The sequence below is a fragment of the Devosia sp. MC521 genome (assembly GCF_014127105.1).
Classification (GTDB): domain Bacteria; phylum Pseudomonadota; class Alphaproteobacteria; order Rhizobiales; family Devosiaceae; genus Devosia.
The window spans coordinates 1,751,089-1,765,377 of sequence record NZ_CP059902.1; the positions used below are offsets into that span (position 1 = coordinate 1,751,089).

At 57.5% G+C, this 14,289-nt stretch carries 14 protein-coding genes; 5 read left to right on the forward strand and 9 right to left on the reverse strand.

Features of this window, described 5'->3' with window-relative positions; all coding sequences use genetic code 11:
- The first annotated feature begins 43 nt into the window (after positions 1-43).
- On the forward strand, positions 44-928 hold the full coding sequence (locus H4N61_RS08345; protein ID WP_182395745.1) for a DMT family transporter: 885 nt from the start codon (positions 44-46) through the stop codon (positions 926-928).
- 329 nt (positions 929-1,257) lie between these two features.
- Here H4N61_RS08345 and gatB read toward each other — a convergent pair whose 3' ends face one another.
- The 8 genes from gatB to H4N61_RS08385 all read right to left on the reverse strand — a co-directional run bounded on the left by gatB (position 1,258) and on the right by H4N61_RS08385 (position 7,363).
- Positions 1,258-2,757, reverse strand: a complete 1,500-nt coding sequence (gene gatB, locus H4N61_RS08350) for an Asp-tRNA(Asn)/Glu-tRNA(Gln) amidotransferase subunit GatB (protein ID WP_169193854.1) — start codon at positions 2,755-2,757, stop codon at positions 1,258-1,260.
- Between the two features lie 12 nt (positions 2,758-2,769).
- Complete coding sequence (locus tag H4N61_RS08355) at positions 2,770-3,258, reverse strand: GNAT family N-acetyltransferase (protein WP_169193853.1); 489 nt, start codon at positions 3,256-3,258, stop codon at positions 2,770-2,772.
- A gap of 9 nt (positions 3,259-3,267) precedes the next feature.
- The gene (locus H4N61_RS08360; protein WP_169193852.1) at positions 3,268-3,582 is read right to left on the reverse strand and encodes a chorismate mutase; all 315 of its coding nucleotides are present in this window, start codon (positions 3,580-3,582) and stop codon (positions 3,268-3,270) included.
- Between the two features lie 429 nt (positions 3,583-4,011).
- Complete coding sequence (locus H4N61_RS08365) at positions 4,012-4,329, reverse strand: hypothetical protein (RefSeq protein ID WP_169193851.1); 318 nt, start codon at positions 4,327-4,329, stop codon at positions 4,012-4,014.
- 135 nt (positions 4,330-4,464) lie between these two features.
- Positions 4,465-5,949 (reverse strand): Asp-tRNA(Asn)/Glu-tRNA(Gln) amidotransferase subunit GatA, encoded by a 1,485-nt coding sequence (gatA, locus tag H4N61_RS08370; protein WP_182395747.1) that lies wholly within the window; start codon positions 5,947-5,949, stop codon positions 4,465-4,467.
- Positions 5,950-5,981: 32 nt separating this feature from the next.
- A complete protein-coding gene (locus H4N61_RS08375) occupies positions 5,982-6,467 on the reverse strand; it encodes a GNAT family N-acetyltransferase (RefSeq protein WP_182395749.1) in 486 nt (161 codons plus the stop codon).
- Position 6,468: 1 nt separating this feature from the next.
- Positions 6,469-6,756: an Asp-tRNA(Asn)/Glu-tRNA(Gln) amidotransferase subunit GatC gene (gene gatC / locus H4N61_RS08380; protein ID WP_169193848.1), complete on the reverse strand. Its 288-nt coding sequence runs from the start codon at positions 6,754-6,756 to the stop codon at positions 6,469-6,471.
- Between the two features lie 85 nt (positions 6,757-6,841).
- Positions 6,842-7,363: a hypothetical protein gene (locus tag H4N61_RS08385; protein ID WP_182395751.1), complete on the reverse strand. Its 522-nt coding sequence runs from the start codon at positions 7,361-7,363 to the stop codon at positions 6,842-6,844.
- A 61-nt stretch (positions 7,364-7,424) separates the two neighbouring features.
- Here H4N61_RS08385 and ruvX point away from each other — a divergent pair, with 61 nt between their 5' ends.
- The 4 genes from ruvX to H4N61_RS08405 all read left to right on the forward strand — a co-directional run bounded on the left by ruvX (position 7,425) and on the right by H4N61_RS08405 (position 11,395).
- The gene (gene ruvX, locus H4N61_RS08390; protein WP_169193846.1) at positions 7,425-7,898 is read left to right on the forward strand and encodes a Holliday junction resolvase RuvX; all 474 of its coding nucleotides are present in this window, start codon (positions 7,425-7,427) and stop codon (positions 7,896-7,898) included.
- Positions 7,899-7,964: 66 nt separating this feature from the next.
- A complete protein-coding gene (locus tag H4N61_RS08395) occupies positions 7,965-8,939 on the forward strand; it encodes an aspartate carbamoyltransferase catalytic subunit (protein WP_169193845.1) in 975 nt (324 codons plus the stop codon).
- Complete coding sequence (gene pyrC / locus H4N61_RS08400) at positions 8,936-10,228, forward strand: dihydroorotase (RefSeq protein WP_182395752.1); 1,293 nt, start codon at positions 8,936-8,938, stop codon at positions 10,226-10,228. Before H4N61_RS08395 ends, pyrC begins: the two co-directional genes overlap by 4 nt.
- Positions 10,229-10,348: 120 nt before the next feature.
- On the forward strand, positions 10,349-11,395 hold the full coding sequence (locus H4N61_RS08405) for a dipeptidase (protein WP_182395754.1): 1,047 nt from the start codon (positions 10,349-10,351) through the stop codon (positions 11,393-11,395).
- A gap of 73 nt (positions 11,396-11,468) precedes the next feature.
- Here H4N61_RS08405 and topA read toward each other — a convergent pair whose 3' ends face one another.
- Positions 11,469-14,204 (reverse strand): type I DNA topoisomerase, encoded by a 2,736-nt coding sequence (topA, locus tag H4N61_RS08410; protein ID WP_169193842.1) that lies wholly within the window; start codon positions 14,202-14,204, stop codon positions 11,469-11,471.
- Positions 14,205-14,289: the final 85 nt, after the last annotated feature.

The following is a 14,289-nucleotide window of genomic DNA, read 5'->3' on the forward strand; positions in this document are numbered from 1 at the left end:
TCCAGCGCAGGCGTAGACCAACGCATCTATTGGAGTGGCGATAATGAGTCTGCGTGATTGGTGTTGGATTGTTCTCTTAGGATCTATCTGGGGCTGCTCATTTATTTTCAATGCCGTTCTCATTCGCGAACTCAGCCCGCTCTGGATCACAACCTTGCGGGTCGGCATTGGGGCCATCGGCTGTTGGGCAATCCTTTTCCTGCTGAAAAAACCCGTTCCGCGCGATCCTAAGCTCTGGGGGCAGTTGGCCCTTCTCGGCGTCATCGCCTATGCCATTCCTTTTGCGCTGTTTCCAACGGCACAAGCCCACCTCGCCAGTGGTGTTGCCGCCATCATCAATGCGCTCACCCCAATGATGACTGCGATCATGTCCCACTTCTGGCCCGGCGGTGAAAAATCCGGCCCCCGTAAATTCATCGGTGTAGGCATTGGCTTCGTTGGCGCTGCCATTCTGGTGTCACCCGCCCTGCAAAGCGACGGCAACACGGCACTATGGGCCGTCGGCGCCTGTCTCGCGGCAACGCTGTGCTATGCGCTCTCACTCAACATCACTCGCTCCTACAAGCATGTCGAGCCGACCGCCTTCGCCGCCATCGCGCTTACGGGCTCGGCCATATTGAGCCTGCCGGTGGCGTTAAGCCTCAACGGCCTGCCACAGATTACGCAGATTGAAACACTCGGCTCCTTACTCGGCCTGGGCCTCTTATCGACGGCCCTCACCTTTCTGATCATGTATCGAATTCTTCCGCGCGTTGGCGCGACCAATTTCGCCACCACAACCTTTATTGCGCCAATCTCCACGCTGATTTTGGGCACCTTCCTTTTGGGCGAGGCGATCTTGCCCATCCAAATCCTAGGCATGTTGGTGATCTTCTTCGGCCTGCTTTTCATTGACGGCCGCATCCAGACACTCCTGCGAAAACGCTAGGAACCCTTCGGGTTTGGACCCGTTCGCTTCCCAGCAAAGGAGCGCGCCATGCCAGACCCAATTCCAGTGCCAGAGCCAATCCCGGGTGTACCGCCGCAACCTGAACCGCCCCAACCCCAGCCCGTAGATCCTGTGCCTCCAGAGCCCCAGGAGGTGCCGCCACACCAGCCGCCGGTGGAAGACCCCATTCCGCCCACGCCGGGGCCCGACGTGCCGCCGCCGCCCTCTCCAGGCACTGTGCCGACGATGTAAAAACAAAAACCCGGCTCAGTGGCCGGGTTTTCCATTCATTCAACGTTCTGACTGGATCTGCATCCAGACCCGCGTTCTTACTCGATCCCGAGCTTCTGCTTCATGAGATCGTTGAGAGCCTGCGGATTGGCCTTGCCACCGGAAGCCTTCATCGCCTGACCGACAAACCAGCCCATCATGCTTGGCTTCGCCTTAACCTTCTCAACCTGTTCCGGGTTGGCGGCGATGATGTCGTCCACGATCTTTTCAATCGCGCCAAGATCGGTCACTTGCTTTAGGCCACGGGCTTCAACGATAGCTGCCGGATCACCGTCTTTCTCTTCCGAGATGATGATCTGCAGCACGTCCTTGCCGCCCTTCGACGAGATCGTGCCCGCAGCAATCAGGTCAACCACACCAGCAATCTGCGCTGGGGTGATGTGGGTTTCGTAAACTGCCTTGCCTTCGCTGTTTGCGAAAGCAGCCACGTCACCATTGAGGATATTCGCAACAGCCTTGCCGTCGCGCTTGCTGCCGCCGTGCGCCACGATGCTTTCGAAGAAGTCAGCGGTTTCGCGTTCGAGCGTCAGCACATGCGCGTCATACTTGGTGACACCAAAATCGCGCACAAAACGTGCCTGCTTTTCGTCTGGCAGTTCTGGCAGATTTTCAGCCAAAGCCGCGACGAAAGCATCGTCGAATTCAAGTGGCAGCAAGTCTGGATCTGGGAAGTAGCGATAATCGTGCGCTTCTTCCTTCGAACGCATAGCGCGCGTTTCACCGTTCTTCGGGTCAAACAGGCGCGTTTCCTGATCGATCGAGCCACCATCTTCCAGAATGTCGATCTGGCGACGGGCTTCATATTCAATCGCCTGACCCGCGAAACGGATCGAATTGACGTTCTTGATTTCGCAACGCGTACCGAATTCGCCACCCGGACGACGTACCGATACGTTCACGTCAGCACGCATGGAGCCCTGCTCCATATTGCCGTCGCAAGTACCGAGATAACGCAGGATAGCACGAAGCTTGGAGAGATACTCCTTGGCTTCTTCGGACGAACGCAGGTCGGGCTTGGAGACGATTTCCATCAGGGCGACGCCCGAACGGTTCAGGTCAACAAAGCTCATGTTTGGGTGCTGATCGTGGATCGACTTACCCGCGTCCTGCTCAAGGTGCAGACGTTCGACACCGATCTCAATGGTTTCCCCATCGACGTCGATGGTGATCACACCTTCGCCAACGATTGGGTCCTTGAACTGCGAAATCTGATAACCCTGCGGCAAGTCAGGGTAGAAATAGTTTTTGCGGTCAAAGACCGAGCGCTTGTTGATCTGAGCCTTCAGACCCAGACCTGTGCGCACAGCCTGACGCACGCATTCTTCGTTGATGGTCGGCAGCATGCCGGGCATGGCGGCATCAACAAAGCTGACGTTCGCATTAGGAGGATTACCGAAAGCGGTCGACGAGCCAGAGAACAGCTTGCTTTCGCTGGTCACTTGCGCGTGCACTTCCATACCAATGATCACTTCCCAATCGCCGGTCGAACCGGAGATCAGACGCTTTTTGTCGGGAGTACGGGTGTCAACGAGTGTCATGTTTCGGCAGTCCTATGCCGCTTCCGGCAATGCCTTGCGGAAGCGAATCTTGTCGAGTTCGTAGTTCAGGCTGGCGGAAAACTTCATACCGCGCCACACCGGAATATATCCGTTGCGCTCGTAGAAGCGTACCGCCCCGGTGTTGCCGGCCGAGGTTTCAAGCTCCACGAAAGTGTAGCCTGCGTTGGCGATAACCTCTTCCAGCGCTGCAAGCAAGGCCGCACCGATGCCTTGGCTTTGCGCAAATGGTGCGACCCACAGGTCAGAAATCACATTATCGGAAAATTCCCTTGCGCCCCAGCCCACTGGCACATCGCCGATTGTCGCAACATGCATGGTTTCCGACTTGTCGCGACAAAAGGTGCAAAACTCTGCAAACAGCTTTTCGCGATCACAGCGCCCAGCATCCTGCGCTCCAAATTCGCTTTGCTGCCAGGAGGCAAAAGCCAATGAGCCCAGTGCTTCCCAGTCAAGATCACGATCCGGCTGAGAGACACGCATGGAAATTTCCTATTTTGCCCGGCGACGGGCGGCAATAATGCCCTTTTCGAAATTGATGTTCCAATCGATCAGCGTCCGCCAAATCAGCTCGGCCTGATCTTCATCCAAGTCCTGCTCAACGCTGAGCGCGCGAACCTTAGAAATAATTGCTTCGATACGCACCGGGTCAAACGCTTCATGCGGATCGGTTTTAATCTCAGCCATGCGCGTGACATAAGCGTGGCGTTCCGCAAACAAATTCAACAGCGCCCGATCAATGCGGTCGATCTCGAAACGAACGTCTTCTTTTGTCTCGCATTGCGCGGGAAGTTTAGCGGCAGTCACAAGCGTATCCAGTCAAAAAAGCTCGGAAAATTGTGACATGTATTCCACCCGCTTTTCAATGCCACCAATGGCGGTTTCGGTACGCTCGGTCCGGCAGGGAACAGAAAAAGCCTAGCTTGCGGCCCCCATCCGCACAAAGCATCCCTTCATCTCTCCTCAGCGTTTACTTCTGAGGTAAAATAAGCCCCCGAGGCCCCTCTCGGCTGCCTGCCCAAGCTCCCCTCTTCAAGCACTTATTCCCATTACGCTTTCGCGTCCTATGGGCTTGGCTCGTGCGCGCAAAACGCCAAATAGAACGACAACGGTGCCCCTCCACAGGCCCATAAATGCCAGCCTAATGCCACTTTCAGGCCCCTGTGCCTTCGTCAAAAGAAATTGCCGCCCCCTGTTCCCAGAGAGCGGCAATTCAATCACGGGTTACGCGTGCACTTAGTGCTTGGTCACTTCGCTTAACGCAGCGGCCATGTGTTCCCATTCTGTGGAAACGCTCGCCGTCGCGCGGCGCTTACCGGCGCGGCGATACCAATAGTCGGCATTGGCGAGATCGGCTTCAATCCAATGCATCAAGGCATGGACCCAATCGAACGCCTGCACACCTTCCATCGACTGGACGATCGCGTGCGCGCGCTCCCATTCCATGCCAATACGGAACTCGCCTTTCTTGAGCCACCAGAGCGCCTGCAACGGCTTACTCATATCCTTCGGCGGCTCAGACCAGTCGAGCGTCGTAAAAATATCTGCGGCCATCGGTGATGTTCCTGTTGGCCCGGGCGCCTCGGCTGGAGGCGTCATTACCAGTTTCAACTTGTGCATGACCCGGAAATAATGCGGAAAGGCGGCACAATCAAGCGCCGCCACCTGATCTAGGGGTTTAGTGGGGTCTTACCACCACTGCTTGGGTGCAAAATCACCACCGGCGCTCTTCTCGATGACGCGCGCTGCGGCGAAGAGAGTCTCTTCGTCAAATGGCTTACCGATCAGCTGCAGACCGAGCGGCAGACCCTTGCCATCCTTACCGGCTGGCACAGCAATACCCGGCAGACCTGCCATGTTCACAGTCACGGTGAAGATGTCGTTGAGATACATCGCAACCGGATCAGCGGCCAGCTTTGCATCGCCAATAGCGAAGGCAGAAGATGGGGTCGCTGGGGTCAGGATCGCGTCAACGCCTGCGTTGAACGAATCCTCGAAGTCCTTCTTGATCAGCGTGCGAACCTTCTGCGCCTTGACGTAGTAGGCATCATAGTAGCCTGCCGACAGCACATAGGTGCCGATCATGATACGACGCTTCACTTCGCGACCGAAACCGGCAGCGCGGGTGAGTTCGTACATGTCGGTGATGTCCTTACCGGACACACGGAGACCATACTTCACGCCGTCATAACGCGCGAGGTTCGAGGAAGCTTCTGCTGGCGAAACAACGTAGTAGGCCGGGAGGGCATACTTGGTGTGTGGCAGCGAGATGTCCTTGACGGTTGCGCCTTCAGCCTTGAGCCATTCGAGGCCCTGCTTCCAGAGGTTTTCAATTTCCTCTGGCATGCCGTCCATGCGGTATTCGCGCGGAACACCAATGGTGATGCCCTTTACGCCACGCTCAACCGCAGCCGCGAAATCTGGAACCGGGATGTTGACCGAAGTCGAATCCTTGGCGTCAAAGCCGGACATCGAGGTCAGCAGCAGCGCTGCGTCTTCAACAGTGCGGGCAATTGGGCCAGCCTGATCGAGCGAAGACGCGTAAGCAACAGTGCCCCAACGCGATGCACGACCATAGGTCGGCTTAATGCCAACAGTGCCGGTGAAGGCAGCTGGCTGACGGATCGAGCCACCAGTGTCGGTTGCGGTCGCGCCAGCGCAGAGCCAGCCAGCAACAGCCGCTGCCGAACCGCCCGATGACCCACCGGCAACCAATTTTTCTTCCGAACCTTCAGCGCGGAAAGGATTGATCGCAGGACCGTAGTACGAGGTTTCGTTGGACGAACCCATGGCGAACTCGTCCATGTTGAGCTTGCCCAGCATCACGGCACCATCGCGCCACAGGTTTGCGGTGACGGTCGATTCGTATTCCGGCTTGAAGCCATCAAGGATGTGCGAAGCGGCCTGGGTGTGGACGCCCTTGGTCGCAAACAGATCCTTCACGCCCAGTGGAATGCCTTCAAGCGTGCCAGCCGTACCGGCAGCAATCTTGGCATCCGATGCTGCCGCCATTTCGCGCGCCTTATCCGGCGTCGTAACGACATAGGCATTCAGCGCCGCATTGCCTGCGTCGATAGCCGAGACATAGGCCTCAGTCAGCTCGGTCGCAGTAAACGTCTTTTCGGTGAGGCCCTTGCGGGCTTCGGCGATGCTCAGACGGGTAAGATCGGTCAATGGAGTTTCTTTCTCTTCAGCGTCGGCTGCGCTCAACCAGCGAAGGCGGGTGCCGTCAGCTTCAATTCAAAAAAGTTGGACCAGGGGCTTTCTGGATAGTCGAGAAACGGACCGCGACGGGAGAACCCGTAACGCCCATAAAGACGATGGGCGTCCGCCATGCCGTCTTCTGGTCCAGTTTCGAGCATGACGATGGGAAGATCCTTCTCCCGCGCCAAGCCGACGATTCGGTCGAGCAATAGAGTGCCAACACGCTGCCCGCGAACGGACGGCAGGGTGAACATGCGTTTGACTTCGCCAAGCTCGGGACCATGCACCTTGAGTGCCCCCATGCCGACAGCCACGCCGTTTTCGTCGCGAGCGACAAAAACCGTCGTGTCCTCACCCGCCATTTGTTCCACAGTCATCTTGAACTGGAATTCAACTGGCGAGGTGGGCAGCAGGAAAGCGTTGAGCTGAGCGACGAGCTCGCGCACGTCGTCCTGCAAAGGGGTCTCAATGGCGATGGAAACCGCCATATTATTCAACGACCTTGGGGACCATGAAGAAGTTATCTTCGGTCAATGGGGCGTTCTTGACGATCTTTTCGGCGATGTTGCCGTCGGTGACCGCGTCGTCACGGCGGCGCAGGGTCATCGGCATGACCGATGTCATTGGCTCAACACCATCGACGTTAATTTCAGACAACTGCTCGACAAAGCCGAGGATCGAATTGATTTCGGTCTGGTAGCCAGCGACTTCGTCTTCTTCGATGCGGATGCGGGCAAGGCGCCCGATGCGCTTGACGGTATTGGCGTCGACAGACATGGCAAACTCCAGCGAGAACGGCGTATTGGGGCGTTATTAGCAATGCCCGGTATCAAAAGACAATCGAAATGGCACCGTGGCGCGATTACGCTTCCACAGCAAGCCCATGTTCCAGCGCCACAACGCCGGTGCCATCCAGTTTAGATCTTAGAATTTCAAAGGCGGCGCCAATCTCTTCATCGCCTCCAGCTAGGGCGATCAGTCGCGGCGCGGCGGCATCCGTCAGCGTGTCGGCAAGCCCTGCCAAATCGCCCCCGGCAATAAGAACCACAGCCTTATCGGCCCATTTCCCGAGCTCGGGCACAGACTCGGAGAGAAGCAACAAGGGCGGCTCATCCTCTGAATCAAAGACAAACGCCCCCTGCCCGAGCTTTGCGACCACAACCTCACGGAGCGCCCCATCCGCATCGAGCAAGCGCTGCCGCGGCATCGGCTTCCAGCTGCTGCCAGAGATCACGTCGACCGGCGCGCTCGTCTGCAGCAGCACATCCGCTCCGGAACACAGTTCCTTATGGTCAACCCCAACTGCGCCTTGAGCATCAATGACGAGGATCTTCCCACCTGCATGTATGCGAAATGCCGTATTGCCGAACCAAGTGAGTTTCATAGGGAAGTCTTTTTCATCGCCATTTTGCCCCGCACCCTATAGGACAGACCCAATCAATCCAATGAGTACCCATTCAGTGACCGACGACAATAATCCGCTCTCCGACATTCCGCCTTCCGGCAAGATTTTGGGGTTGGACCTCGGCACGAAAACCATTGGTGTCGCGATCAGTGATGGCATGCGCTACTCCGCGACCCCGATTGAAACCATCAAACGAACCAAGTTCACTCAGGACGCTGAGCGCATCATCGAATTGATCGCACAGAATCAAATCGTTGCGATCATTTTGGGTCTCCCCCTCAATATGGACGGCTCGGAAGGCCCCCGCGTGCAATCGACACGCGCCTTCGCCCGCAACCTCGCCCCCAAGGTCAACTTGCCCATTGCTTATTGGGATGAGCGCCTCTCCACATCTGCCGTCACGCGCATGATGATCGACGCAGATATGCGCCGTGACCGTCGCGCCGAAGTGGTCGACAAACTGGCCGCCAGCTATATTCTGCAGGGGGCGCTGGACCGGCTCCGGCGGGGATAAATTCGTGAGGGGCTTGCTCATCGCGCCCCCAGCCGATAGACCGCACCAAATCGCTAGGGATGCGACATGCCGCAGGACACTTCTCCATCCGTCGCCGGGCAATCCGGTGACTTCCCGCCCTTCCGCCAGCGCCATCTGATTTCTATTGCCGACCTCAAGCAGCACGAGATTATCGAACTGCTTGATCGTGCCGAACGGATGATTGCTGTCAGCCGCCAAGAGCGTAAGTCGCTCAACACTTTGGCGGGGAAGACACAAATCAACCTCTTCTTCGAGCCGTCGACGCGGACCCAGTCCTCGTTCGAAATCGCGGGCAAGCGCCTCGGCGCTACGGTCGTGAACATGTCGGTGAAGACCAGCTCCGTCACTAAAGGCGAAACGCTGATCGACACCGCTGCCACGCTCAACGCCATGCGCCCCGATGTGCTGGTAGTGCGTCACGGTTCTTCCGGCGCGGTCGAACTGCTCAGCCAGAAGGTTGGCTGCTCGGTGGTCAACGCGGGCGACGGCGCGCACGAGCACCCGACCCAGGCTCTCCTCGACGCCCTCACCATTCGCAACCACAAGGGCACACTTGCGGGCCTGACCGTTGCAATCTGCGGCGACATCGCCAATTCGCGTGTTGCCCGCTCGAACTTACTGCTCCTCGGAGCGCTCCATGTTCGCACCCGGGTCATCGCACCAAAAACCCTCCTGCCCTCCGGCATAGAACACCTCGCGACTGAGGTTTATACCGATATGGAACAGGGCCTAAAGGGCGCGGACGTGGTGATGATGCTGCGCCTGCAGCATGAACGCGCTAGCGGCAAGATGATCCCCTCGGTGCGTGAATACTTCCACTTTTACGGCCTCGATGAACGCAAGCTCGGCTTCGCGAAGTCCGACGCGATCGTCATGCACCCCGGTCCAATGAACCGCGGCGTCGAAATCGACCCAGCGATCGCCGATAGCGCGCGCTCAGTCATCACCGATCAAGTGGAAATGGGCGTTGCCGCACGCATGGCCGTGCTCGATGCTCTGCTCAATAGGAACGACGCATGACCCGGCCCGTCCTCATCGAAAATGCCCGCATTGTTGATCCAGCCTCCGGCACCGATCATCCCGGCGCGGTTCTGATTGAAAACGGCGTCATCACAGACATCGCACTCAACGGTCCCGTTGGCGTGCCAGACGGCGCCGAAGTCATCAACGCAAATGGTCAGGTGCTTGCGCCCGGCCTTATCGACATGCGCGTCTTCGTCGGAGAACCCGGCAAAGAGTATCGCGAGACTTTGGCTTCGGCCGGTAAGGCCGCCGTCGCCGGTGGCGTCACCAGCTTCGTCATGATGCCCGACACCACGCCTGTGGTGGACGACAGTGCAATTGTCGACTTCCTCATCCGTCGCGCAGAAGCACAGTCTCTCGCTCGCGTGCTGCCCTCTGCAGCCATCACCCGGGGCCTTCAGGGCAAGGAAATCACCGAGTTCGGCCTTCTTAAGGAAGCTGGGGCTGTGTGCCTCACCGATGGCGCAAGTTCGATCCAGTCGAATTCGCTCCTCCGCAGCGCCATGAGTTACGCTGCCAACTACGACATGCCTTTCGTTCACCACGTTTTCGACGCCGATCTGGCTGGTGAAGGCGTAATGAACTCAGGACTCTTTGCCACCGTTCTGGGCTTGAAGGGCCTATCGCGCGAAGTGGAGACCGTGCCATTGGCGCGCGATCTTCAGCTCGCACTCGCGACCGGCGTTCGCTACCACGCAGCGCAAATCTCGACCGAGAACTCGCTTACGCTGCTGAAGTTTGCGAAGTCGCGCAATTCCAAGGCAACCGCGGGCGTTTCGATCAACAACCTCTGCCTGAACGAAAACGACATCGGTCGCTATCGCACCTATTTCAAGGTAAACCCTCCGTTGCGCAGCGAAGACGACCGCCGTGCGCTCATCGAAGGCCTGCGGTCTGGCGTCATTGACACCATCCATTCCGATCACGATCCGCAGGATAGTGAAGTGAAACGCCGTCCATTCGCTGAAGCCTCGAATGGCGCGATTGGTTTGGAGACACTCTTGGCCGCGGCGCTGCGCTTCGTTCACTCGGACGATCTGGACCTGCATACCGTTTTGAAAGCTATGACAATCCGCCCAGCCCAGATTCTCGGCCTTGAAAGCGGTCGCATTGCTAAAGGCGCGCCGGCAGACCTGGTCCTCATAGATCTCGACTACCCCTGGCAGGTGCAAGAGAGCGCTCTGGTTTCCAAGTCGCGCAACACCGCCTTTGAAGGCGCGCGCATGACCGGCAAGGTGATGCGCACTTTGGTGGGCGGTAAAACCGTCTTCACCCACCAAGACTGAGTTCAAGCTTTACATGAACACCGCCGCTTCCTTCGGGAGGCGGCGTTTCATTATTGAGCGTCCGTTACTCAACTTCACCACAAGAAGCGGCTACCGTCTTGGTCTGACGGAGACGATTCGATGACCATTCCCTTTTTCGACGGCCACAACGATACCCTGCTTCGCCTGGTAGACAGCTCGCGGCCCGACAAAATCGCAATGTTTGTCGACGGCACAATAGATGGCCAGCTCGATCTTCCCCGCGCCAATCAGGCCGGTATGACGGGTGGCTTCTTCGCCATTTTCCCGCCGCCGCTCAAGGCCGACGCGGCTTCAGTTGTCTCCAGCCCCACGAGTTCCGCTGGTCAACTCCCTCCCAATCTCTTTGTGCGCGATGCGCTTGCCTCGACCATCGAAATGGTTTCGCTGCTTTACAAACTCGAACGCGCTGGCGCCCTAGCCGTCTGCCGCACCGCAGGTGACGTGCAAAATGCCATTAAAAACAAAAAATTAGCGGCAATTTTTCATATCGAAGGCGCGGAGGCGATCGATGTGAAATTCGATAGCTTTGAGGTGCTCTACGCCGCAGGCCTACGCTCCATTGGCATTACCTGGAGCCGCGGCAATGTTTTTGGCACCGGCGTCCCCTTCCTACACAATGTCGATCCTGACATCGGCCCGGGCCTTACGGACGCGGGCAAGGACCTCATAAAACTCTGCGACAAGCGCGGGGTAATGATCGATCTCTCCCATCTTAACGCTGCTGGTTTCCGCGATGTAGCGCGCCTTTCCACCAAGCCTTTGGTCGCCACCCATTCCAACGTCCACGCCATTTCCCCCAGCGCTCGCAATCTGACCGCTTGGCAGCTAGCCGCGATCAAGGAGTCTGCGGGCGTTGTTGGCCTCAACTACGCCACTGGCTTCCTCCGTCCTGACGGCAAATGGGACACCAACACACCGCTTGAGATTATGGTCCGCCATATCGACGCCCTCGTTGACGCTTTGGGTGAAGACGGCGTGGCGCTCGGGAGTGACTTTGACGGCGCGCAAATGCCTAAGGAGTTGAAAGACGTTACCGGCGTCCCAAAACTTCTCAAAGCCCTCCTCGACAAAGGGTACGGCCAGACCCTGGTCAGAAAGATCGCCCAAGACAACTGGCTCTCGGTCATCGAACGCACCATGGGCTAGAGCTAACACCAGGCCCAAAACAAAAAAGCCGCCGAGAACCCCGGCGGCTTTTTCAATTTCGTTCGACCAAACCTCAGAACGGTACGTCTTCTGGATCGATTGCCTTTGGCGCGGCCTTCTTTGCCGGGGCCTTTTTCGCAGCAGTTTTCTTGACCGGAGGTTCCACCCCGTCTTCGGCAGCAGCGGCAGCCTTCTTGGTTACACGCTTCTTAGGCGCAGCCTTTTCGGCACCATCTTCAGCCGCAGCGGCTTTCTTGGTGGTCGCCTTCTTAGCGGCAGGCTTCTTAGCAGCCGCCTTCTTCGGCGCGGCCTTCTTCTTGGTACCTGCCACTTCAGCGCGCGCCGCAATCCAGGCAATCGCCTGATCAAGCGTTACGGCCTCTGGCGCAACATCCTTCGGAATGGTCGCGTTGATCTTGCCCTGGTTCACATAGGGGCCATAGCGACCCGCGCGAACCGTAATCGGCCCACCGTCGTGCTCAAATGTTTGAATGGCTGCCACAGCCGTGCCGCCACCACGCTTAAAGCCGCCAGCGGCCTTCTGCGCGATCAGATCAACCGCACGGTTGATGCCAACAGTGAACACTTCTTCTACGTCCGGCAAATTGGCGTATTTGCCGTCATGCAGAATGAACGGTCCATAGCGACCAAGACCAGCTTGGATTGGCAAGCCGCTTTCCGGGTGCAGACCAACTTCACGTGGCAGACTCAGCAATTGCAGAGCCTTTTCAAGCGTCAGAGATGGCGCATCCCACCCCTTCGGCAGCGATGAGCGCTTTGGCTCTTTGCCATCGCCGAGCTGCACATAAGGACCGAAACGACCGGTTTTGAGGAAGACGTCCTCGCCCGATTCTGGGTCCGTTCCCAACACGCCGTCGCCTGCCATGGCTTCCGAGCTCTGGCCATTGGCCGCGTCCGAGAGCTGCATAGTGTGCTTGCACTCAGGATAATTCGAGCAACCAATAAAGGCACCGAATTTACCGAGCTTCAGCGAAAGCTGGCCTTCACCACAAGTTGGGCAAACGCGCGGATCTGATCCGTCTTCCTTTGGCGGGAAAATGCGGCTTGCGAGCATGTCGTTGAGTGCGTCAAGCACCTCTGAAACGCGCAGATCCTTGATCTCTTCAGTGGCCGCTGTGAAATCCTTCCAGAAATCACGCAGCAGCACCTTGTATTCCAGCTCACCCGCCGAAACTTGGTCGAGCTGCTCTTCCAATCCGGCGGTGAAGCCATATTCGACATAGCGGTTGAAGAAGCTTTCGAGGAAAGCGGTAACAATGCGCCCGCGATCTTCCGGATGCAGTGCTTTGCCTTCGAGCCGCACATAATCGCGGTCCCTGAGTGTCGACAGCGTTGCAGCATAGGTGGAAGGACGGCCAATGCCGAGTTCTTCCATCTTCTTGATCAGGCTCGCCTCGGTGTAACGGCTCGGCGGCTGAGTGAAATGTTGTTCAATATCAACGGACTGAAGGCTTGGCTTATCACCAACTGCGAGTGGCGGCAGCTCGCGATCGTCTTCGTCTTCGTTGTCTTCGTCAGACTTCGCTTCAACGCCCCAGAGCTTTAGGAAGCCCGGGAAAGTGACAACAGAGCCAGTCGCACGAAGGCCAACGACACGGCCCGGCACGTTCACCGAAATATCGACCGTGGTGCGGTCAATTTCAGCCGATTTCATCTGCGAGGCCAGTGTACGACGCCAGATCAAACCATAAAGCTTGGCTTGATCCGCATCGAGATGCAGCTGTTCTGGGCGCTTGAACATATCCGTTGGGCGGATCGCTTCGTGCGCTTCCTGTGCGTTCTTGGCCTTGGTCTGATAAATGCGGGCCTTTTCCGGCAGGAATTCGTCGCCGAAATATTTGCCAATGACCGAGCGCGCCATGGCGATCCCCTCAGGGGCCATCTGCACGGCGTCGGTACGCATATAAGTGATTAGACCGTCTTCGTAGAGGCGCTGGGCAATCTGCATCGTCCGCGAGGGCGACAGCCCCAAACGCGATGACGCATCCTGCTGCAGAGAGGACGTCGTGAACGGCGCGTACGGATTGCGCTTGGTTGGCTTCTTTTCAACGTTGGAGACGTTGAACTGGCCAGCCTCGACGAGCTTTTTGAGCTCCGCAGCATTCTCGCCGGTCTTGATATCGAGCTTATCGGTTTTCTTGCCGTCAACCGACAAAAGGCGCGCCAAGAAGCTCTTACCCGATTGGGAAAGCTTGGCTTCCAGCGACCAATATTCTTCGGCCTTAAATTTTTCGATTTCGGCTTCGCGGTCCGACACGAGGCGCAAGGCCACAGACTGCACACGGCCCGCCGAACGCGAACCGGGCAGCTTGCGCCAGAGAATCGGGGAAAGCGTGAAGCCGACAAGATAGTCGAGTGCGCGTCGCGCCAGATAGGCGTCGACCAGTGGCATATCGATATCACGCGGCTTCGCCATAGCCGCCGTCACCGCGTCCTTGGTGATCGCGTTGAACACAACGCGCTGCACCGTCATATCTTTTTTCAGCGCCTTCTTCTGACGCAGAACATCGAGAACGTGCCAAGAGATGGCTTCGCCTTCGCGATCAGGGTCAGTCGCCAGAATAAGGCCATCGGCCCCCTTCAGCGCGGAAGAAATATCGCTCAACCGCTTTTTTGAAGCAGTGTCGACCTCCCAAGACATGGCAAAATCTTCGTCCGGACGTACCGAACCATCCTTCGCTGGCAGGTCACGAACGTGCCCGAAGGAGGCTAGAACTTCATAGTCCTTGCCTAAATATTTGTTGATTGTCTTGGCTTTAGCCGGACTTTCAACGACGACGACCTTCATGGGTAAGCGTTCCGCAAATGCCTAAGGGAAGAGGCCGCAACATGGTCAAGCCGCAATTAGAAGTCAACGTATCCTTATAGACATG